The following is a 19,860-nucleotide window of genomic DNA, read 5'->3' as shown; positions in this document are numbered from 1 at the left end:
GGTAGCCCACCCGGTCATTTCAGCGCTCTTTTTCAGACCACCCCAGCTGCAGGCTTAGCCGCTTGGTCAATTCAAGCAGGGCGTGCGCCGGGGTGTCTTCGTGCGTATCCTTCAGGGGGCCCACCTGCCCGACGACAGACAGCATGGCCACGGGGGTGCCGGCCCTGTCGAGCACCGGCGAGGCAATGGCGGTAAACCCCGCCAACAGCCTGCCGGACGAGACTGACAACCGGGTTGCCCGGATCTCTTCGCCCTGCGCCGTGCCCTGCATGGGAAAGTCGTCCACCACAAGACCCTGGCGGCGTTCGGTGCGCAGAAGCGGTGAAATGACCGCCTTGGGCAGGAAGGCCGCATAGGCGCGCCCCATGGCAGAAGTCTGCAAGGGCAGGGCCGTGCCCACCCGGATTTCCAGCACGGTGCGGTTGCGTCCGTCGACGCGGTCGATGATGGTGGGCCCATGTGTGCCCCACACAGCCAGGAACACCGAAAAGCCCAGCTGGTCGGCGAGTTGCCGCATTTCGCTGCGCGCAAGATTGATGATGTCGAATTTTTCAAGGGCGGCCAGCCCCAGGCGCAACGCCGTGGGCCCCAGGCTGTAGCGGCCGCTGGGCGCCTCTTGGGTAACGAGGCCCAGCTCCAGGAAGCTGACCAAGTAAAAGCGCAGCTTGCTGGCGGGCATGTTGCTGGCCTCGGCCAAATGCTTCAGCCCGAGCGGCGTCGGCGATTCGGCCAGGCGGTCCAAAATATGGAAGCCGATGAGAATCGACTGGATGCCGCGGGGTTTAGCGGCTTGCGTTCTGCCTTGCGTCGAAACTGAATGGTTTGAATCGACGAGCGAGAGTTCTTCTGACATGAGTCACCCGTACATTGAGTTCACCATCTTAGTGTAACGACGAGCGGCTCAGCAAGTTCAGGCCGATGGATGCCGGAATAGACGCTTAAAGCAAGCCCTATAGGCCCAGGTAGGCCTGCCGGATGCGCGGGTTGTCGGCGAGCTGCTGGCTGGGCCCAGACAACGCAACGTGTCCGTTCTCGATTACGTGGGCGAAGTCGGCTACCTTGAGCGTGCTACGGGTGTCTTGCTCGGCCAGCAAAATGGTCAGGCCCGAACGGTTGAGCTCGCGTATGGTGTCGAATACGTGCCTGGCCATGATGGGGGCCAGCCCCAGGGTGGGTTCGTCCAGCAGCAGGACACGGGGCCGGGACATCAGCCCGCGCGCGATGGCCAGCATCTGCTGTTCGCCGCCCGATAGCGTGCCGGCCGCCTGGTTGCGGCGTTCTTGCAAGCGCGGGAAGAGTGTGTGCATCTCGGCGAGCCTCTCTTGCCAGTTATGACGGGCTCGAGCCGTGACCGCGCCCAGGCGCAGGTTCTCGTGAACGGTCAGGTTGGGAAAAATCTTCCTGCCCTCGGGAACCAGGGCGATGCCCGCCTCGACGCGTTCGTCACTGCGTGTCTGGGTAATGTCGGCGCCGTCCAGGCGCAGCCGTCCCGCCGTCACGGGCAGCAGCCCGGCCAGCATCAGCATCAAGGTGGTCTTGCCGGCGCCGTTTCCGCCAACCAGGGCTGTAACGCCGCCTTCGCGCACTTCAATGGAAACGCCGTGCACGATTTCCATTTTTCCATAGCCGGTCGCGGCCTGTTCGATCGAAAGGACGTTGCGGGTCATTGTTCTGCTCCGAAATAAACGTCGTGTACCCGGGGGTCGGAGGCAATGTCGTCAGGGGTGCCGCTGAGCAGTACTTCGCCCAGGTGCAGCACTACAATGCGGTCGGACAAGGTCATCAGGGCGCGCATGACATGCTCGATAATGACGATGGTCAGGTTGCGCGAGCTTTGCAGCCGGGCGATGACGTCGAGCATGTCCTGTACTTCAGGCGGCGTCAGCCCCGCCATGACTTCATCCAGCAGGATCAGGTCTGATCCGCCGCATAGGGCGCGTGCCAGTTCAAGGCGCTTTTGTCCCGACAGGGTCAACTCGGAGGCCGGCATGTCGGCGCAGTGCGCCAGGGCCAGGTCTTCCAGAATGCCCGCGCAATGTTCCATGGCCTGTTTGCGGTCGCGCAGGCCGATGCGGCCGAACAGGGCCGCCGTAAGCAGGTTGTCGGCAACCGTCAGCCGCGGAAAGGGCTTGACGATCTGAAAGGTGCGCCCGACGCCCAGGCGGCAGATCTGGTCGGGACGAAGCCCCGCCAACGGCTGGCCGCGCAGCAGGATCTGGCCGCCGGATGCCGGGATGTGGCCGGTGATCAGGTTGAACAGCGTCGTTTTGCCGGCGCCGTTGGCTCCCATCAGCCCGACGATCTCGCCCGGCCGAACGTCGAACGACACGTTGCTAAGCGCCTGGACCCCGCCGAAGTTCTTGCTTACGCCCCGCAGTGACAAATGGTTCATGTGGCGCTCCGTTGGCGTGTTCGTTGGCGGGCCTCATGCAGCCCCAGCAAGCCGTTCGGCAGCAGGACCACGAACACCAGCATCAGCAGGCCCAGCACGATCAGGTAGAACTGCGGCGCCTCGACCCACAGCCATTCGGAAAGCAGCACGAGGAAGGCGACGCCGATGAGCGGCCCGCGCGCATTGTCGCCCCCGCCTATGATGGCCATGACGATGATGTTGATGGAGATCAGGGGGTCGAAAGCCTGGCCGGCTTCGAAGTAAGTGGAACGCAAGGCCATCACGCCGCCGACCATGCCGGGGATGAAGGCCGACAGCACGTAGGCATAGAGTTTGAAGCGAGTGACGGGCACCCCCAATGTCTCGGCTGCCTGTTCGTCTTCGCGCAGCGAGCGCAGGCCGTGGCCGAAGCGCGAGCGGTGCACGGCTTCGAGCAGTATGGTCGAAGCTACAGCCAGGGCCAGTATCATCCAGTAGATGGTGACGATGTCGGGCGCTCCGAACAAGAGGCGGCTGGATATGCCCATGTGGGCTTCAAGCGCCAGCAATGCATATTTGACCAGTTCAGCCAGGCCGAAAGTAAGAATCACGAAGTACGGGCCGCGCACGCGCAAGACCGGCATTCCGATCAGGGCGGCGAACAGCGCGCTGGCCAGGCCCCCGGCGGTGATGGACATCCAGAGCGGCACCTGCTGCCAGGTCACCACCACGATATAGCTGCCCAGGCCATAGAAGACGACGTGGCCCAGCGAAATGTAGCCGGTCATGTTGGACAGCACAGACCAGCTTTGCGCCAGGGCCAGCCACATGAGGAAGGACAGGCCGATGCCGATGAAATAATCGTGGCCGCTGAAAGGCAGGCCAAGAAAGAGAATCAGCAACACGGGCCACAGAAGCGCGCCGCTCAGCTTCTTGTTTTTCATTTTTTGAACCTTCTCGGGAACAGGCCCTTGGGCAACAGAATCAAGGCCAGGACGAATACGCCATAAAGCAGCACGGACCGCATGTTGGGCGAGGTAAGCGCCACGCCGTAGACTTCGATTGCGCCCAGCAGCATGGCGGCGGCGAAGCCCGCGGAGATATTTCCCAGCCCTCCCAGAATGATGACGATGAAGGCGGCGATGGTCATGGGAAAGCCAATGAAAGGAGAGAACTGCTCCATCATGCTGATCAGTACGCCGGCGACGCCCGCTGCGCCAAAGCCCAGCGCCAAGCTGATGAGATGGACGCGTTCGACGTTGACTCCAACGATGCGGGCGGCGTCGGAACGTTCGATGACGGCGCGCAGTGCCAAGCCGAAAATGCTGCGCTGAAGAAACAGGGCGATGGCCGCGCAGACCGCCAACGCGACCAGCAGAGACAACAGGCGATTGCCCGTCATCGCCAAAGCGCCGACCCGATAGACCTGATCAAAATAGGTATATGCGCGCGGGGTTGCGGTTTGCAGCGTCACCATGGCGTTCTGGATCAACAGCGACAGGCCGAAGAACAGCAATAAAGAGTTGGCTTCGAGCTGGGCGGTGCTTGCCGGCCTGGCCATCACCCGGCGAAGCAGCACCTTGTACAAGCCCATGCCCAGCAGCGCGCAGCCCCCCGCCACCACGAACAGCGACCACAGCGGTGAGACTCCGGCCGCTGTGAACAGCCAATAGGCGGCATAGGCGCCTATCATTACGATGTCGCCATGCGCCACATTGAGCAGGCGCATGGTGCCATAGACCATGTTCAAGCCCACGGCCACGATGGCATAGAGGGCCCCGGTCAGCAGTGCGGCGAACAGCAACTGGCCGGAGAGCAGGATATCAAGGGGGTTCACGTATGTACTCCTGGCGGCGCGCTACGGGGCATCATCGATTTACCCGCCTGACTTGGGCCGGAACTTACTGGTCGCGATCGAGTCGGGCCAGACGATCTGCAGCTTGCCGTCTTGAATCTGCAGGAAGGCGGTAGGTGTGATGACGTTTTCCACGCCTTCGAAGCGGATGTCTCCGTTGATGGTCGAGAACGTGTCGCTCGAGATCGTCTCGCGCAGCTTCTCTTTGTCGAGTCCGGCCTTGGCCACCGCCTGCTCGAGGATTTCCAGCGAAAGGTAGGTAAGGGCGGCGTTCAAGTAGTCGGGCTCATGCTTGTAACGCTCTACGAAATTATCGCGAAAGGCGCGGGCATTGGGCCACTCGGCGTGCTCGGGCGACCAATGGCCGATGGTGACGACCCCCTCGGAGGCCTGGCCGGTGGCGTCGCGGAACGCCGAGGTGGAAGGGCCGACCGCCACGAACTGGAAGGGGCTTTTAATGCCGATTTCGTTGGCCTGCTTCTGGTACAGCACTGAGTCGGCGGGATAAGAGAGCACCAGCACCGCATCGGGCTTGGCATCGCGAATTTGCGTGACCATGGAGGTCATGTCCTTGATGCTGGGCGGATACTCGGTGCTGTAGACCACCTTGATCCCGGCTTTCTCAAGTTCAGGCTCGGTAAAGTTCTTGATTTCTTTGGTAAACGGCAAGATGTTGGAGATCACGGCAGCTGTCTTCACCCCGTTTTCTTTAAGCATGGCGGTCAGCTCCACCGCCATGCGATCGGGAATCGCCGAGGTTGGGAACCAGATATAGCCCGGCTTTACTTGCCGGACAGCGACGGACGCCCCCGTATTGCCCACAACCGGAAACTTGTACTTCTCCAGTACCGGGGCCAGCGCGATCTGGAATGGCGTGCCCCATGGCGCCAGCAACAGGTCGACCTTGTCGTCGGTGATCAGTTTTTCGTAGATGCGTATCGATTGTTCGGGCTTGGATTGGTTGTCGTACTCCACCAGTTCAATCGGGCGTTTGGTGCCGGCTACATTCATGCCGCCCTTTGCGTTGACTTCGTCCTTCCACATTTGATAGACCGCAAGCTGTTCTTGCGCTGCGGCCGCGAAAGGCCCTGTCTTGGATATGGAATAGCCGATGCGCACGGGGGATTCTTGTGCATGCAGCGGCATGTGTAGACCAATGGAAACCAGGCATGCCGCCGCGGCGGTCATGAAATGGCGTCGTGTAATCATCTTGTGCTCCTCGTTTTTATAAAGCGCTTAGTTGACGATTGACTGCATCCACTTGCTGAGACGATCCGGCCACAATCCGTCCACCTCACCGGCCGCATGGCTGGCCGTGAAATGATTGTGCCGAGGCAGGACCAGGGTATCGACGCGCGTGCCTTGTCGCTGCAGCGCGTCGGACATTTGTTGTGCTTGGACAATAAGGTGGGGAAAGTCTTTCTCGCCCCAGGTTAGAAGGAAAGGGCAGGTTGGCCCCGACAGACGGCGCAGCGGGGACGCGTGGACTTCGTTGCCGGACTCCGGGGCGCCCAGAAAGCGTGGGCGCACAGCCATACCGGATTCTTCACCGAAGTAAAAACTGCCCGAGACCGGCGCGCTGCCGCGTATCAGGGGGCGTACGTCGGTGCCGTCAGGCAGGGAGTCGGCGGTGGCCAGCAGGGCTGCATAGTGTCCGCCCGCCGAATGGCCGCCAACGAACATCATGTCGGGGTCGCCGCCGAACTGCTTCACATTCGCCGCCAGCCATTTCAGGGCCTCTCCGCAATCTTGCAGGCCGGCTGGGAACACATGGCGGGGCGCCAGGCGATAGCCCGCCGTGGCATAGGTGATGCCCAACGCGTTGAGCGCCGGCGCCATGAAGGCCATCCACTCTTTATAGCCGTTCGTCCAACCGCCGCCATGCAGATACATCAGTACGGTGCCGTTGGGCTTCTCGGCCGGAAACACCATGATGCTTTGGTAAGGATCGTCGCCATACTGCGCTTCGTGAGCACGGCTTTCGTCGGCCTGGCGCATGAGGTGGTCGTGGTAAGCCTGCATGTTTTCCGACATGGGCTCTTGCGGGGGGTATTGATCTATGCGCATGCTTAGCGCACCTCACGCGGCACGATCATTTTCGGATCGATCAGGCGTCCTTCTTCCACCACGCGCTTGCCATCAAGTTCAATGGTGCATTCACGCATAGGCAGGTCATAGTGGCCGCGGGTCGTGCGCTTGCCGCCGCCCTGGGTATTGGGGCCGGTAGAGAACAGGAAATTGCCCGGGAAGCAGCGTGAAGCGGCACGGCTGCGCTCTGGTCCATCGCCATACAGCGCAATGGAGTCCCAGCGACACTGTGGGTTCAGGCCCCAGCCCAGGTGAGACAGCGCATAGGGGTCTTTGTCGTCCTCGTGCGTCTTGCCGTCGGCCAGCCACTCGCGCATCAGCGCAGCGTCCAGCCCGCCTTCGATGCTCTGGATGTGGCCGTCGCGCACCTCGATCTCGATATGGTCCTGCACATAGCGGCAATAGGGCAGAATCACCACGTCGCCCGGCTGCACGATAACCCGACCCGAGGCGCTGCCTTCATTCGGAAAGGTGTGGATCAGGCCAACGCCCCAATGATCGAAGCGGCCCGGCTCGTCGGCAAAGCCGTATTGGCTCATTACCGGATATTCACCGCAGGAGTAGCTCAGGTCGGTGCCGGCCTTGCTGGTTACGCGCACCTGCCTGGCCTGCTCGTATACCCGGTGCGCGTGCATGACGGCTTCCTTCAGGCCCTTGGGGGCTTGCAGGGCATACAGGTCGTCGGGCGCGTCGATGATCATCTGCACGCGCACGCCCGCATTCATGACTTCGCGCAGCCAGCTTGCAAAGAGCGGCACATGGAAGATCAGGATCATGTCGCAGGCCTTCAGCGCTTCGAGCGTGCCCTTGCACTGTCCGATGGTGGGCGTGCCCACGTTGGTCCATCCCGGTATGGCGTTGACGCGCATCTCGTAGATATCGGCGCCGAGCATGTCGGTGGCGGCAAAGGCCGCTTCGATGTACTCGGTTCGGGTGCCCAGATCGCTGACGATGGCGATGGTGTCGCCGGGCTTGATTCGGCAAAGCTCGAATTGTTTCCTGAACAGCCCGGGCAGCAGGGCGGGATTGGTGGAGCGGGTGCGGATGTCCGAAGGCATCATGATGGTTTGCCTCTTGAATGAAGTGACGGTTTAAGCCAAGGTGGCGCTCTGAAAGAGCCGGAAGAGGGTTGTCTCTTGATAATAACGAACAGCGTTCGGTTTTGTGGAATAATAGATAGAGCCGCCTGACGGCGTATATTGTGGTTTTCCCTGAACGGGTCTAACGTATCGTCCCGGCGCCGGGGCGCCCCTTGGCAGGCTTGGTGATGTGATGGTCAATCTGCCCCCGGGAGGGCAGTTGGTTCAGGCGCCACCCAATACTTCCCAGGAACTAAAAGTGGTTCAGATAAGAAAGGTCGAGGTAGAGCAAGCCATAGTTTCAGCCGCGCGAGATTTGTTCATGCAGCACGGCTACGCCGGAACACGCATTCCACAGGTCGCCAAGGCCGCAGGCGTATCGCCCGCCAACATATATGTGTACTTCGGTTCGAAGCTGGAGTTGCTGAACCGCGTGTATGAGCAATGGTTTGCAGAGAGGCTGGATGAGTTGCGCAATGAGCTCGAACAATGCCGTACGCATGAAGACAAGCTGCGCAAGCTCGTCATGGCAATATGGCGCGACTTGCCCGCAGCCGACAATGGCTTTTGCAACAGCCTGATCGAAGCGCTATCGGCTCCCGGAAACAAAGAAAAATACAGTTCAAGCCTTCGTGTCACCGTTGAGCAAGGCTTGGTTTCCATGCTGTCCGTGTGCCTGCCCGCCCTGGCACACCAGCAACATCACGCCGCGGCAAAGTTCTTGTTGATGGCGTTCGATGGATACGCCTTGAACTATCACCTGAATAGCGGAGAAACGGCGTCGGAAGAAGACGTGGCATTTCTATGCGGGCTTTTGCTTCGCTAATCTGAAGCAAGTGCTCGTCAGAGCCGAGTGCCCCGCCCGAATTCGGTGGGCCGTCGGCTGCCTATCTATGTCGCTGATGTTGCTGCCGATGCTGATGTCGCGGCCCCGCAGCCCTGCCTCGATGGTCATGGGCGCGCGGCTTCCCTCGCTGTGCGTTGCGATGCTTATGAGCCTCATGAAAGCGCTGCCGCTCAACCCGCTTGTGTGATTCGAAATGATGCCGGCGTATTTCCGCATGGCGGCGCTGCTGCGCCTGGCGGTGACGGGCTTGCGCGCGCCAGTCGGGACGGGGGGAGTAGTGGCCGCGGTAAACGGGGCCCGGACTGTAGTAGCCGTGATGATAGCTGCTGTGTCCGCCATACGATCTGTAGTGCGGTGAATCGTACGCACAGGCTGAAACCGTAAGGGCCAGGCCCAGCACCACGGCGCTGCGCATCCATCTTGAATACCGGTTTCGGCCCGGCGAGGCGGGCCGGCTGAATAAAGTGAAGGACATAGCTGTCTCCCGTTGCCCATGCGGGCGGTCTGGCATAGCTTCATCCTAATGCCGAATGCGGCCGCTGTGATGAGGGGAGAAACCATCCGAAACAGATCGGGGAGGCGCGGCGGAATTTTGAAAGCCGGTGAAATGGAATTGCAAGTGGATTGAACAAGAGCTCACAAGGCTGCGTACGAATTTCGTCCAAGCGCATGCCTGTGCGGGAGGTGTCCCCCATGCGCCAAGGGACACCACGCCGCTTGTGAATGTAATGAGGAAGGGCAGCTGTCAGCCGTCAAGGCCGGCAAAATACCGCAGCACATCGGTGCGGGTAACGATGCCGGCCAACTGCTTGCCATCCATTACCGGCAGGCACCCGATGCCTTTTTCGACCATCATCTGCGCGGCTTGCTTCAGGGCGGTGCCTTTGTCGATGGTGACCACATTTTTTCGCATGATCGTGTCGATGGTGACCTTATCCAACAGATAGAGCAGCTCGTGCACTTCCAGCGTGGTGGCGTCAGAGGCCGAGGCCCGCTTCAGGTCGCGGTCGGTGACGATACCCACCAGGCTGCCCGCACGGTCGACCACCGGCAAATGCTTGATTTTGTTGTCTTTCATCGTGCGCGTGGCATGCAGCAGGGTATCGCCCGCCTCGATGGTTACAACCTTGGTGCTCATGGCTTTCTCGATTGTCATTTCAGCCTCTCAGGGTTAAGTTGAACAACAATGGACCTAAGAAAAATAGTAACCAAGCGAGCGTGAAGAGTGTTGATTTTGGTCAATGTGTTTGTGCTTCAGAAGTCCGGGCAGGCTAGGAATGTCATGCCTGCTTACAGCCCCTAGCAGGGCTGTAACGTTTACAATGCTATGATTCCGAAGGAAAAAAACGGCGCTTCAGGCGCTGTTTTGCTGAATACACCTCTGATACGTGCTTGGTGACACGCAGCACCGCGCCCGGCACTCCAACGTACTAAACCCAATAACCAAGCGGCCTGATCACTCGGGAGGCTATTCCTGCGAGTGCAGGTGGTTGTGGGTACAGGGCCGATGACTGACAAGAAAACCTTACTGAACCGCGTTGAATCGCTTTATCGATTAACTTCCCGCCGAACCTCTGCATTTGCTGTCGCGCTTTGTCTTGCAGGCAGCTCAATTGCCATCCCCAGCGCCTGGGCCAGCGAGCCCGAAAGCGACCCGGCGGCCATGGCGTTCAATCAGCTTACCGTACTTGAATCCCTCCAGCAGCAGGAGGCCGCGTCGGACATCGACCTGGAAAGCGTGCAGGACATGGAGTCCATGGTGGACGAGGCCCGCATGCGGGCGCAGGTCGAGTACCTTGCCGAAAAGTTGCGCAAGCCGCCGGAGACGGTGCAGAAATACGTGCAGCTTGCATGGGCCGAAGCCAGCCGGCGCGTGGGGCTTACCCCCGAACTGCTGATCGCCATCATGCACAAAGAAAGCACTTTCCGCCCCAAGGTGCAAAACAGGTATGGCGCGCAAGGGCTGATGCAGGTGGTGCGTCGCTGGCACCGCGAGAAGCTCAAGGCGTCCGAGTCGTTGTTTGACCCAGCCGTGAATGTTCGTGTGGGCGCCGACATACTCGAAGAGTATCTGGAATCCGTGGGGGGCGATTTGTCAAAGGCCCTGGCCAAATATTCCGGCAATTCCCGCAACTATGCAAAAAAGGTGCTGGGCGAATCTCATAAGCTGGCCCATGTGGCCGACATGGCTGCGGCTGAAGTGGCGATGGCCACGTGGCAGCTTGAAGATTCGTCGGCGGGGCAGACCGGATAAGGCTCATGGCGTGCGTGGCGGTGCAAGCCTGGCTCATCATGCAGGACGTGTCGGAAATCCACGCGCTGTCTGGTGTATGAACGGTGGTCGGCTGGTCCTGACAGGTCGCCGCACAACAATAAAACCCACGGCCTCAAAGCGTTACCGCGTGTGATCCTGCGGTACCTGCTCGGCAGCTTGCACTAATGCCTTGCCGCCCCTCGGTATTCAAACTCCAAATCCTCGAAGGGCCCTTGCGGCCCGGCAGCGACGCCTGCGCGCGCTGAGCCTGTTTGCGTAGCGGGACGGCCTCGATATGAAGTGGGTGCGACACCATTGGGTTGAGATGGTGGGCAGTTCTTATCAGCGCTTGAGTAAATCGATATTATTTGTTTAAATCGAAAGTTGTAAAAAAAATCGATGTAAATATAAAATGTCGACTCATAACTCGGGTTTCGACCAGAGGGGCCGCCAGAAGCCCCAGCTAAAAACACACACGGGTACCTATCTACGCAGGCGAGCGTTGGCGTCGGCCCAATCAACTGGAGACATACAGTGAAAACCATACTTAGAACCCTGGCCGTGCTGGGGTGCATGGCCATGGCGGCCGCGGCTCATGCGGCGGAGCCCTTCAAGATCGGTCTCATCATTCCCCTGACGGGGCCCTTTGCTTCGTTCGGCAAGCAGATGGAAGCGGGGGCAAGACTCTATATGAAGCAGCACGGCAACACCGTTGGCGGCCGCGAGATACAGCTGATCGTCAAGGACGACGGGGGAGTCCAGCCCGAACTCACCAAGCGCCTGGCGCAAGAACTTGTCGTCAAGGAAGGTGTCAGCGCGCTGGCGGGCTTCGGGCTTACGCCGCTGGCCTTTGCCACTGCCCCCATTGCCACGCAGGCCAAGGTGCCGATGGTCGTCATGTCGGCCAGCACGTCGTCGGTAGTTGAAAAGTCGCCCTACATTGTTCGCACGTCGATGACGGAAGCGCAGGTCACCCTGCCTATCGCCGATTGGGCCGCCAAAGACCCCAAGGCCGATATCAAGACCGTGGTGACGCTGGTTTCCGACTACGGTCCGGGCCTCGATTCTGAAAAAGTCTTTGTAAAACGCTATACCGAAGGCGGCGGCAAGGTGCTGGAATCGATACGCGTGCCGCTGGTGGGGCCGGATTTCTCGCCGTTCATGCAGCGCGTAAAAGACCTGAAGCCTGACGGGCTGTTCGTGTTCCTGCCGCCGGGGCCGGGCGTTACCCTGATGAAGCAGTTTGTGGAACGCGGGCTGCGCGATGCCGGCATACAGCTCATGTCCACGGGCGGCCTGCTTGATGACTACTTCATGCCCACGATAGGCGACGAAGCGCTTGGCACGGTTACCTCGGGGCATTACTCGGCCGCGCACGACTCGCCCGAGAACAAGGCTTACGTGAAGGATTTCGAGGCATTCGTGGACAACACGATGCGCCCCAACTTCATGTCGGTGGGCGCATACGACGGCATACATGTGATTTATGCCGCGCTCGAGAAAGCGGGCCCGGATGCCACGGGCGAACAGCTTGTCGAGGCCATGAAGGGCATGGAGTGGATGAGCCCGCGCGGCCCCGTCAGCATCGACCCCGAAACTCGTGACATCGTGCAGGACGTCTATCTGCGCCGCACCGAAAAAGTCGACGGCGAGCTCTACAACATAGAGTTCGACACGATAGAGAAAGTGAAGGATCCCAGGCTTTGAAAAACGCGGTCGGCATCAGGCACGACTGGCTCGCATCACAGGTAAGGAGTACACACATGACAGACTGGAGCATCTGGAGTTTTTGCTACGCGGTGGGCAACTTACCCTATGACTTCCTGAGCGGTTCGCCCATTCACAGCAACCAGGGCAAGGTCGACACGCCGATGCTCATCACCTTGCTGCGCTCGACCGATGGCGAGACCATTCTTATCGATACCGGGTTCGAGTCCGCCGGCTCCATGACAGGCGCCGGTTTCGCCAACTTCGTTCGAAGCGACCAACTACTGGAGCGCTTTGGCTTTGCCCCCGAAAGCATCGACAAGATAGTGCTGACCCACATGCATTTCGACCATGCGGGCAACTTCCACAATTTCCCGAATGCAAGAATCTATCTCCAGCGCTACGAGTACGATGCGTGGAAGCAGGTGATTGGCCAGCACGACACCAGCAAGGTAAGCAAGGCCGACTGGGCCTTCTCCTCATTGAACCTCAACGACTTCGACCTGCTGGAGCGTGCCATCGGCGCAGGCCGCGTCGAGTTCCTGGAGGGCGACGCCGAAGTTGCCCCGGGCGTTACGTGCAGGCTTGCGCAAGACACGCATACCTTTGGCAGCCAATGGGTGGAAATCGCGTCGGCTCGCGGGCGCTATGTCGTTGCGGGCGATTGCTGTTATACGTTTGAGAACGTGCATCGCATGTGGCCGCCCGGCTATACGCAGGGCAATCCTTGGAACATGCTTCGCGAGTTCCAGAAAATGAAGAGCGTTGCGGGTGATGACCTTTCGCGACTGGTGCCCGGCCACGACATCGAGCTTTTCAAGCGCTATCCGTCCGGCGAGCGGGATGGAGTTCGGTTTGCCGAGGTGTCGCTTGCCGAACAGCATGCTTCGTTGCTAAGGCCGGCCTCGCCGTCTGTGGCCGGAGCCTGATCGAAGACCTTGCCAATACGTTGTATGCTGGCGTTTTCCAAACGCTGGCCATGCTTGGCCCGTTGTGGCAATGCAGCCACCGGGCGCAAGCTGGAAACACGGCCGGCCACGCTTAAACTCTACGAGAACTACACAATGAGACAAGCCCTTGCCGCCGTAATTGCCCTTGGTATGGCTTCCATCGCCCATGCCGCCGCCCCCGCCGCCGATGATGCCCTTAAAGCAGCCATAGCCAGCGATCAGCGCACACCGGCCTACGTGCAGCGCGATGCCGCCCGCCATCCCTACGGGACGCTATCGTTCTTTGGCATACAGCCCAATATGACCGTTGTCGAACTTAGCCCTGGTGGCGGTTGGTATACGGAAATTCTGGCTCCCTATCTACGCGACGCAGGCCGCTATATTGCGGCCGCCTACGGCGAAGACTCGCCCAAGGAATACCGTCGGGGCTATACCGCGAACTTCAAGAAGAAACTGGCGGCAGACCCCACCCGCTTCGGCAAGGTGCAGCTTACGGTCTTCGAACCGCCCAGCAATCTCAGCTACGCACCGCCCGGCAGCGCCGATCTGGTGCTTACCTTCCGCAACTTGCACAATTGGCTGTCTTATGGCGACGACAATATGAAGCGGGTGTTCCAGAGCGTGTACGACACCCTGAAGCCCGGGGGCGTTTTCGGGGTGGTCGAGCACCGCCTTCCCGAAAACATGAAGCAAGACGCAACCGCCAGCTCCGGCTACATGCATGAGTCGTATGTGATCGAGATGGCGGAAAGCGTCGGCTTCAAGCTGGCGGCAAAATCCGAGATCAATGCCAACCCCAAAGACACCGCCGACCACCCCAACGGCGTATGGGCCCTGCCGCCCACGTATCGCAACAAAGACAAAGACCGCGCACGTTACGAGGCAATCGGCGAGAGCGACCGCATGACACTGAAGTTCGTGAAGCCCTGAGGCGCGCGGCTTCTTTAGGACTTCAATCCGATGTCTCGGCTTATCGGAGAGTTTGCCGGCTTGGATTACGGCGTTGCCTTGCGTTTGCGAGGCGGATGATAAATAACGAGCATTTCCAGAGCCTGGTCGCCGATGTTTCGAAAGGAGTGCGCCTGGCCGGCGGAAATCGGGCTTACCGACCCAGCCCTGACCTCCTGCACCTCGTCTTCGACCGTTACTTCGCCATGGCCGGACAGTACGTAGAACACATGCGCCCAAGGCTCTTTGTGCGTTGGAGAGGACCCGCCCGCGCCGACAGTCGTCAGTTCAATACTGTAGGCGCCATTGCTGAATTCGGGTGGCACAACGGTTTTATAGCCGGCTTTCTGGATGAATAGGCCAGTGAGCGGTGTCCAGTCGATATCGTCCGTGTGCCAAGTGATGGAAGCAGCGTCTTTGACCGCCGGCCGGGAAGTGGAATCGGTGGGTTCATTCATGCTCGGTTCTCCGGCATTGCGAGCGCCTGCGCGCTGCATGGTGAGTGTCTCAAGGGGAATCTTCTCGAGATCGTGAAGTCACTTTATAGTGTGTGGAATTCCTGATCAATATTGATTGAATTAATCAACAGACATGGAAAACCCTGATTATTTGACGCGCGACGAGGCGGCTCGGGCCCTGGGAGTAAAACCAGCCACGCTCTATGCATATGTAAGCCGAGGCTTGCTGCGCAGAGCCAAAGATCATGCACGGCGCCGAAGCATGTACCTGCGTGAGGACGTTGAGCGGCTCAAGGCCCGGCATCCAGGGCCGCCGGTAAAGGCCGAGACTGCCTCCCGGGCCTTGCGTTGGGGCGAGCCCGTAGTTAATACAAACATCACATATATCGACTCTACCGGGCCTTTCTATCGCAATCGCAAGGCGAGCGAGCTCGCGGATTCCGGCATCTCATTCGAGACTGTCGTCCATTTGCTGCTGGCGGGCGTATGGCAGCCGGGCATCGAGGCATGGCCAGAGCTCGAAACCCCCGCTTACTGCCAAAAGGCATTGGCCTTGGGCATGAAGGGCGTTGAATCGGACGATGTCAGCAAAGTCCTGGCCAGGGCGATATTGGCTCTCGGCATGAGCGGAGGCGGCGCTCGGGAACTTGCGGGAAATCGTGTCCAGGCCGAGCGGCTGATTATCCAGACTCTGGCCGGCTGCCTTGGCTATTTTTCTCCCGCCAAGCGATTTGTGCACCGCCGAGCGAATGAGCCTATTGCTGTCCAGGTATTGCGGGCCGCGGCGTGCGAGCCGACAGAGGACAATAGATCTGCGGTCAATCAGGCGCTGGTTTTATTGGCCGACCATGAACTGGCAAGCGCCTCATTCGCGTCGCGCATCGCAGCCTCTACCAATAGCGACTTGTTTTCTTGCGTCGCTGCAGCCTTGTGTGTACACGCCGGATCTTCTACCGTCGCTGCTACAACTGCCGTGGATGAGCGGCTGTTTGAACCGCTCTCCAGGCGTAACTGGAGCGAGATGCAGCGCTTTGCCGCGCAACGGGGAACATCGCTATTCGGCTTCAACCATCCCTTGTACCCGAAGGGAGACCCTCGCGCTGAATATCTGTTGAGGCTTGCTTCGAAGCTTAAGCCCATGGACCCCAAGGTTCCCATGCTGCTCGAGTTCCTGGCACAGGCCAAGGCCGAGAGCTCGGTTCTGCCCGGAATAGCTGTGGCGCTGGTCATACTCGCCAGGTCAGTGGGAATGCCCCGAGACGGTGCTTCGGTCTTGTGGATACTCAGCCGATCAGTCGGCTGGATGGCACACGCGCTGGAGCAGCGAACGCAAGGGTTCATGCTGCGTCCGCGGGCGCGCTACGTTGGTGGCGAACCGGGCGCTTTGTAGCCGGGTTGACGCGATGAGCGGCCCGTTGCGCAGCCGGGGGTCAACTGAAAGCGGCCGGCTTGAAAACCATAAGATAGAAGATGGCGACGAATGCAAAAAATGCGGGAACGCCTAACGCGATCCAAATGCGGAACCAGTACCAGTAGGCCCGGGGCAGCGCGACTTGCTGTTGTGCGGCATCTCGGGCCAGATTGCGTAGATGTACCTGTATGCCCACCACAGGCAACCAGCAAGCAATGGCGATCCCATACAGAAATATGGAGTAATACAGCCACGCCGCCGATAGCGGAAAGCCCGCCAGGTGAACCAGCCAGAACCCCGTCAGCGGCTGGGCGAGCGCTGTCGTGGCGGTGAATAGGTAATCAGCGATGACCACATAAGCCGATACTTTCGCCACAACAGCCGTGTCTTTGGACAGGCTGGCAAGCAGCAGATAGAAGGCGCTGCCTATGCCGGTGCCAAACAACAATGTGGAACCCAGCACATGAAGCCATTTCACGATCAGGTATTCCATGGCCGGTCCTCTAGTTCGTAAATGACCCACAGGGCTGCCAAGAAGGGTAGGTTCTTCAACACAGGACCATAGGGATGCAGCCAGAACTCGGGAAGTTTCAATGTAATGATGGCGGTGTAGGCGAGCACCAGCACCGCCTGCGCCACCCATGTAACGCGTGGGCGCCGCGGCAGTATGGTCAGCACCCCCAGCGCCAGGTCTAATAGCGCGGCGCCATGCAGGAACAGCGGTTGCACAGAGGGCGGCATGCCGGTGCGTGCCAGTAGCTCGTAGCTTTGCTCCACGGGATAAAGGCCTAGTGAGACCAGGCCGGTAATGATCCATACCAGCGCGATAGACCATCGCAACACTGGCAGCAGCCATCGCATTTGCGCGCGGGTGGCCACGGCATCGGCGTAAGGCCGTGGAACGAAATGCCTTGGCTCGCGTGGTTCATGACCCAGCAGTGAAATCAACGGCGCGGGATCGCCCGTGTTGCCCCTTTGCAGCATACCCAGCGTTTCTTCGTCCAGGAAACCTCTTCCCAGGCGACTGCTGATTGCAGCTGCCCAGCGCACCAGGAGCATCGGGATGCCGATAAAGCGCGCCGGGCGGACGAAACCCATGGCTTGACGCAAGGCGGCATAGAAGGCTCGCATGGTTATCGGTTGGGGACCCACCAGGGCAATCCGGGTGTCGGATGTAGAGGACGACTCGATGATAAGCCGCAATGCGACGACCACATCGTCTATATGCACGGGTTGCACTTGCTGCTTGCCGTCACCGGGCAAGGGAATTAGAGGCATGCTGGCAAAGCGCTCGAAGAGGGCGGCACTCGCGCCACCCGGGCCGTACACCAGCGAAGGCTGCACGATGGTGCTGCGTGTTGGCAGGGCCAGCAGGAAATCATCGGCCGCCTTCTTGCTTAGATGATAGCGCGAGGTCGCTTGCGCATCGGCACCCAGCGCCGAAATCTGGACAATGTGGCCAACGCCGGCTTGGGCTGCCGCTGAAAACAGCGCAGTGGGTGCGGCTCGATGCAGCGCATCGAAGGTTTGCCCTGGCGATTCGCGCAGGATGCCTACGGCATTCACGACGACCTCCACGCCGTCAAGCTCGGCGAGCCAATCTTGCGCGCGCCTGGCGTCGTTGTAGTCAATGATGAACTGCGACGTGCCCGGCCTTGCCTCGGCTTTCGCTTTGCGCAGAGCACAGACCACCTCATGGCCCGCATCGAGCAGGGCATCGAGCAAATGTCTACCGATAAAGCCCGACGCTCCGGTGAGCAATATCTTCATGTCGGCCTCGGATGCGTTCAACAGGTCGTTACAAGGAAAGCCAGCGCCTCTTGCTATTCTAAGAGGCCGCGGGCCTCCGGAGATTCCACAAATGAAAACATTGGTAAGAGTGCTCAAGAGCGCCGCCACTTCGGGTAGCTACGCCAGTGTTGTATCGACAGTCGCCTTATTGCATGGTGGCGCGCGCGACTGCAGCGCCGCGTTCGCTCCGGTGAACGCCGTAAGCCACTGGCTGTGGGGCGACAAGGCCCTGCATAAAGAGCAAGGCTCACTGCGCTACAGTCTGGCCGGCTACTGCATACACCACGCCGCCTCTATCTTTTGGGCCCTTGGCTACGAGTTTCTGTTGAGTCGTCGCAAGGCCGAGCCCACCAAGTTCGAGGCCTTGACTCTGGCGGGTGGCGTTGCGGCCACGGCCTGCGTGGTGGACTTGTACTGTACGCCCGAACGACTGACGCCCGGCTTTGAGCGCCGGCTCGGCAAGCCATCGCTAGCCTATGTCTACCTTGCCTTTGGGGCGGGTTTGGCCTTGCATGCGCTGTTGAAATCTAAATAGAAGCCTAGGCCTGGCGGCGCCCCCACTTCCACGCTATCAAGGCCACGGGCACGCTAAGCGCCATCCATGACACGGCGTCTTTCCAGCCGTCGCCCACGAGGGCCGCAATCAGGCCGACCAAGGTGATCGCCGCCACGATCGTGGGAGCCTGCCAGATATCACGCATGCCGCTGTGTGGGCGCTTGTTCTCGCCTTTGGCTGACATCCGGTTTGCGGAGGACGGCGCTATGGCGCGGTCGGGCTGGGCGGGTGCCTGTCGGCCGCGGGCGAGCCAAAGGTACAGGCCGCTACCCAGTACGATGATCGTAATGATGTCCAGCGCTGCCCAGAGTATTTTCATGGGCAGGCCGCCATAGTCTCCGAAGTGAAGCGGTTCTGAGAGAAGCAATGTAAGCATGTACCAGGGCAGGGGGCGGTTGTCCGTGACTTGCAATGTTCGCGCGTCCACCAGTACGGGTTTCAGCAGGCGCGACGTCAGCGGCTCGGTGCCACGCATGAACACCGCATAATGATGTGGGCTTGCCATGCTGGAGCCGGGGTACGCGACAAAGCCCAGCTGCATATTGGGTTCGAGCTGCTGGGCTGCACGCACTGCCTGCTGCAGCGACCCGGGCTCTGTTACGGGCGGCCGGCCCGCATACGGAGCCACCATTTCGGCCATCTGGTCGGCGCGCCATGCGCCAACGATCAACTCGGCCCAGGTGGTGATCATGCCGGTGGCGCCGACAGTGCCTACCCAGACGAGGGTTACGATGCCCAATAGATTGTGCAGGTCCAGCCATTTAAGACGCGGCTGACGATCGCGGCGAATCTCGCCGAAGCGCAGTCTCCGCATAAAGGGCGCATACAGCACTACACCGGATATGATTGCTGCAAGCAAAAGGAACGCCATCAGCCCAAGGAACAGCTTGCCGGGCAACCCCAGAAACAGGTCGGTATGCAACTGCAGCATGAATGCCATGAAGGCACTGCGCTGGGCGGATGGGCCCAGCACTTTGCCTGTGTAGTAGTCGACGGTCACGGTGGTTCGTGAGCCGCCGCCGCTTACCTTGTCGGCAAGGTTTACATACCAGAATCCGTCGTCGGTAATATCGCCGACGAACATGACCTCCTTACCGGGGGCTTGTTCTTGGGCGGCCAATACGACCTGGTCGAGGTCAGCCATGGGCAGGCCGCTGGCGGCCGTAGTGTGCTGCGCGTCTTCAGCCAGCCAGTGTTCGATCTCGTGCTCAAAAATCAGGGGCAGGCCGGTCAGGCACAGCATTAAAAGAAAAACCGTGCTGATCAGGCTGGTCCACTTGTGCACGAAAGACCAGTTACGCAATGCTCCGGTGGACAGCATGGCTTAGATCCCGGCTGCGGCGGGTTGCATGGCCTCGTGCGGTGTCGTGGCGCTGAGGGCGTAGGCAAGCTGGAAGGGTGGATTACAGGCCATGCCGGTTCCTGGGTGCGAAGGTTCGGCTGGATCGCCGGTTTTTTGTTGATAATGTAGTTGAGAACGATTATTATTTTTAGGTTTAAAAATTATACCTATATCCAACGACCAAGCCTATGCGCCCCTTCTTC

21 protein-coding genes are annotated in these 19,860 nt (G+C 60.0%); 8 read left to right on the top strand and 13 right to left on the bottom strand.

The annotated features are described in order from the left end of the window. Positions 1-19: 19 nt before the first annotated feature. The 8 genes from C7440_RS10505 to C7440_RS10470 all read right to left on the bottom strand — a co-directional run bounded on the left by C7440_RS10505 (position 20) and on the right by C7440_RS10470 (position 7,375). Positions 20-853 (bottom strand): IclR family transcriptional regulator, encoded by an 834-nt coding sequence (locus C7440_RS10505; RefSeq protein WP_116518468.1) that lies wholly within the window; start codon positions 851-853, stop codon positions 20-22. A gap of 97 nt (positions 854-950) precedes the next feature. After that, positions 951-1,667, bottom strand: coding sequence for an ABC transporter ATP-binding protein (locus tag C7440_RS10500; RefSeq protein WP_116518467.1), 717 nt, complete (start codon positions 1,665-1,667; stop codon positions 951-953). After that, entirely contained in the window at positions 1,664-2,392 is a 729-nt protein-coding gene (locus tag C7440_RS10495; protein ID WP_116518466.1) for an ABC transporter ATP-binding protein, read from the bottom strand. Before C7440_RS10495 ends, C7440_RS10500 begins: the two co-directional genes overlap by 4 nt. Continuing rightward, positions 2,389-3,315, bottom strand: a complete 927-nt coding sequence (locus C7440_RS10490) for a branched-chain amino acid ABC transporter permease (RefSeq protein WP_116518465.1) — start codon at positions 3,313-3,315, stop codon at positions 2,389-2,391. Before C7440_RS10490 ends, C7440_RS10495 begins: the two co-directional genes overlap by 4 nt. After that, complete coding sequence (locus C7440_RS10485) at positions 3,312-4,208, bottom strand: branched-chain amino acid ABC transporter permease (RefSeq protein WP_116518464.1); 897 nt, start codon at positions 4,206-4,208, stop codon at positions 3,312-3,314. Before C7440_RS10485 ends, C7440_RS10490 begins: the two co-directional genes overlap by 4 nt. Positions 4,209-4,247: 39 nt before the next feature. Then, a complete protein-coding gene (locus C7440_RS10480) occupies positions 4,248-5,435 on the bottom strand; it encodes an amino acid ABC transporter substrate-binding protein (protein WP_116518463.1) in 1,188 nt (395 codons plus the stop codon). 27 nt (positions 5,436-5,462) lie between these two features. Next, complete coding sequence (locus C7440_RS10475; RefSeq protein WP_116518462.1) at positions 5,463-6,293, bottom strand: alpha/beta hydrolase; 831 nt, start codon at positions 6,291-6,293, stop codon at positions 5,463-5,465. Between the two features lie 2 nt (positions 6,294-6,295). Further along, on the bottom strand, positions 6,296-7,375 hold the full coding sequence (locus C7440_RS10470; protein ID WP_116518461.1) for a 2,5-dihydroxypyridine 5,6-dioxygenase NicX family protein: 1,080 nt from the start codon (positions 7,373-7,375) through the stop codon (positions 6,296-6,298). A gap of 211 nt (positions 7,376-7,586) precedes the next feature. On the opposite strand from C7440_RS10470, the gene C7440_RS10465 reads away from it, so the two are divergent. Both C7440_RS10465 and C7440_RS19865 read left to right on the top strand, forming a co-directional pair. Next, on the top strand, positions 7,587-8,219 hold the full coding sequence (locus C7440_RS10465; protein ID WP_116518460.1) for a TetR/AcrR family transcriptional regulator: 633 nt from the start codon (positions 7,587-7,589) through the stop codon (positions 8,217-8,219). A 67-nt stretch (positions 8,220-8,286) separates the two neighbouring features. After that, on the top strand, positions 8,287-8,427 hold the full coding sequence (locus tag C7440_RS19865; protein ID WP_165832535.1) for a hypothetical protein: 141 nt from the start codon (positions 8,287-8,289) through the stop codon (positions 8,425-8,427). 558 nt (positions 8,428-8,985) lie between these two features. Here the strand turns inward: C7440_RS19865 and C7440_RS10455 are convergent. Further along, a complete protein-coding gene (locus tag C7440_RS10455) occupies positions 8,986-9,378 on the bottom strand; it encodes a CBS domain-containing protein (RefSeq protein ID WP_165832534.1) in 393 nt (130 codons plus the stop codon). Between the two features lie 525 nt (positions 9,379-9,903). Between C7440_RS10455 and C7440_RS10450 the strand changes: the two genes are divergently transcribed. The 4 genes from C7440_RS10450 (at position 9,904) to C7440_RS10435 (ending at position 14,081) form a co-directional block, all read left to right on the top strand. After that, on the top strand, positions 9,904-10,494 hold the full coding sequence (locus tag C7440_RS10450) for a lytic transglycosylase domain-containing protein (RefSeq protein ID WP_116518457.1): 591 nt from the start codon (positions 9,904-9,906) through the stop codon (positions 10,492-10,494). A 573-nt stretch (positions 10,495-11,067) separates the two neighbouring features. Next, positions 11,068-12,201, top strand: coding sequence for an ABC transporter substrate-binding protein (locus C7440_RS10445; RefSeq protein WP_218940650.1), 1,134 nt, complete (start codon positions 11,068-11,070; stop codon positions 12,199-12,201). A 56-nt stretch (positions 12,202-12,257) separates the two neighbouring features. Continuing rightward, the gene (locus C7440_RS10440; RefSeq protein WP_116518455.1) at positions 12,258-13,130 is read left to right on the top strand and encodes an N-acyl homoserine lactonase family protein; all 873 of its coding nucleotides are present in this window, start codon (positions 12,258-12,260) and stop codon (positions 13,128-13,130) included. Between the two features lie 135 nt (positions 13,131-13,265). Further along, on the top strand, positions 13,266-14,081 hold the full coding sequence (locus C7440_RS10435) for a class I SAM-dependent methyltransferase (protein WP_116518588.1): 816 nt from the start codon (positions 13,266-13,268) through the stop codon (positions 14,079-14,081). Positions 14,082-14,146: 65 nt separating this feature from the next. On the opposite strand, the gene C7440_RS10430 is transcribed toward C7440_RS10435, so the two are convergent. Beyond that, positions 14,147-14,557 (bottom strand): cupin domain-containing protein, encoded by a 411-nt coding sequence (locus C7440_RS10430; protein ID WP_165832533.1) that lies wholly within the window; start codon positions 14,555-14,557, stop codon positions 14,147-14,149. Positions 14,558-14,690: 133 nt separating this feature from the next. On the opposite strand from C7440_RS10430, the gene C7440_RS10425 reads away from it, so the two are divergent. Then, on the top strand, positions 14,691-15,947 hold the full coding sequence (locus C7440_RS10425) for a citrate synthase (RefSeq protein ID WP_116518453.1): 1,257 nt from the start codon (positions 14,691-14,693) through the stop codon (positions 15,945-15,947). 40 nt (positions 15,948-15,987) lie between these two features. Here C7440_RS10425 and C7440_RS10420 read toward each other — a convergent pair whose 3' ends face one another. Beyond that, a complete protein-coding gene (locus tag C7440_RS10420) occupies positions 15,988-16,461 on the bottom strand; it encodes a DUF2269 family protein (protein WP_116518452.1) in 474 nt (157 codons plus the stop codon). Then, positions 16,449-17,738, bottom strand: coding sequence for an SDR family oxidoreductase (locus C7440_RS10415; RefSeq protein ID WP_165832532.1), 1,290 nt, complete (start codon positions 17,736-17,738; stop codon positions 16,449-16,451). Before C7440_RS10415 ends, C7440_RS10420 begins: the two co-directional genes overlap by 13 nt. A 91-nt stretch (positions 17,739-17,829) precedes the next feature. Between C7440_RS10415 and C7440_RS10410 the strand changes: the two genes are divergently transcribed. Further along, positions 17,830-18,294, top strand: a complete 465-nt coding sequence (locus C7440_RS10410; protein WP_116518450.1) for a hypothetical protein — start codon at positions 17,830-17,832, stop codon at positions 18,292-18,294. Between the two features lie 4 nt (positions 18,295-18,298). Here the strand turns inward: C7440_RS10410 and C7440_RS10405 are convergent, their stop codons facing one another. Beyond that, complete coding sequence (locus tag C7440_RS10405; protein WP_116518449.1) at positions 18,299-19,636, bottom strand: PepSY-associated TM helix domain-containing protein; 1,338 nt, start codon at positions 19,634-19,636, stop codon at positions 18,299-18,301. Positions 19,637-19,860 lie beyond the last annotated feature (224 nt).

The organism is Pusillimonas noertemannii (assembly GCF_003096595.1).
Taxonomy (GTDB): Bacteria; Pseudomonadota; Gammaproteobacteria; order Burkholderiales; family Burkholderiaceae_B; genus Pusillimonas; species Pusillimonas noertemannii.
Note: the sequence above shows the minus strand (reverse complement) of the source record. Positions and strands in the feature narration are given on the sequence as shown.

Excerpts from the sequence above, each read along its gene's own strand:
- C7440_RS10500 (WP_116518467.1), bottom strand. The coding sequence starts at position 1,667 with ATGACCCGCAACGTCCTTTCGATCGAACAGGCCGCGACCGGCTATGGA.
- C7440_RS10475 (WP_116518462.1), bottom strand. The coding sequence starts at position 6,293 with ATGCGCATAGATCAATACCCCCCGCAAGAGCCCATGTCGGAAAACATG.
- C7440_RS10440 (WP_116518455.1), top strand. The coding sequence starts at position 12,258 with ATGACAGACTGGAGCATCTGGAGTTTTTGCTACGCGGTGGGCAACTTA.
- C7440_RS10415 (WP_165832532.1), bottom strand. The coding sequence starts at position 17,738 with ATGAAGATATTGCTCACCGGAGCGTCGGGCTTTATCGGTAGACATTTG.
- C7440_RS10435 (WP_116518588.1), top strand. The coding sequence starts at position 13,266 with ATGAGACAAGCCCTTGCCGCCGTAATTGCCCTTGGTATGGCTTCCATC.
- C7440_RS10445 (WP_218940650.1), top strand. The coding sequence starts at position 11,068 with ATGGCCATGGCGGCCGCGGCTCATGCGGCGGAGCCCTTCAAGATCGGT.
- C7440_RS10495 (WP_116518466.1), bottom strand. The coding sequence starts at position 2,392 with ATGAACCATTTGTCACTGCGGGGCGTAAGCAAGAACTTCGGCGGGGTC.
- C7440_RS10470 (WP_116518461.1), bottom strand. The coding sequence starts at position 7,375 with ATGATGCCTTCGGACATCCGCACCCGCTCCACCAATCCCGCCCTGCTG.
- C7440_RS10425 (WP_116518453.1), top strand. The coding sequence starts at position 14,691 with ATGGAAAACCCTGATTATTTGACGCGCGACGAGGCGGCTCGGGCCCTG.
- C7440_RS10420 (WP_116518452.1), bottom strand. The coding sequence starts at position 16,461 with ATGGAATACCTGATCGTGAAATGGCTTCATGTGCTGGGTTCCACATTG.
- C7440_RS10480 (WP_116518463.1), bottom strand. The coding sequence starts at position 5,435 with ATGATTACACGACGCCATTTCATGACCGCCGCGGCGGCATGCCTGGTT.
- C7440_RS10455 (WP_165832534.1), bottom strand. The coding sequence starts at position 9,378 with ATGAGCACCAAGGTTGTAACCATCGAGGCGGGCGATACCCTGCTGCAT.
- C7440_RS10490 (WP_116518465.1), bottom strand. The coding sequence starts at position 3,315 with ATGAAAAACAAGAAGCTGAGCGGCGCGCTTCTGTGGCCCGTGTTGCTG.
- C7440_RS10430 (WP_165832533.1), bottom strand. The coding sequence starts at position 14,557 with ATGAATGAACCCACCGATTCCACTTCCCGGCCGGCGGTCAAAGACGCT.
- C7440_RS10465 (WP_116518460.1), top strand. The coding sequence starts at position 7,587 with ATGGTCAATCTGCCCCCGGGAGGGCAGTTGGTTCAGGCGCCACCCAAT.
- C7440_RS10405 (WP_116518449.1), bottom strand. The coding sequence starts at position 19,636 with ATGCTGTCCACCGGAGCATTGCGTAACTGGTCTTTCGTGCACAAGTGG.
- C7440_RS10410 (WP_116518450.1), top strand. The coding sequence starts at position 17,830 with ATGAAAACATTGGTAAGAGTGCTCAAGAGCGCCGCCACTTCGGGTAGC.
- C7440_RS19865 (WP_165832535.1), top strand. The coding sequence starts at position 8,287 with ATGTCGCTGATGTTGCTGCCGATGCTGATGTCGCGGCCCCGCAGCCCT.
- C7440_RS10505 (WP_116518468.1), bottom strand. The coding sequence starts at position 853 with ATGTCAGAAGAACTCTCGCTCGTCGATTCAAACCATTCAGTTTCGACG.
- C7440_RS10450 (WP_116518457.1), top strand. The coding sequence starts at position 9,904 with ATGGCGTTCAATCAGCTTACCGTACTTGAATCCCTCCAGCAGCAGGAG.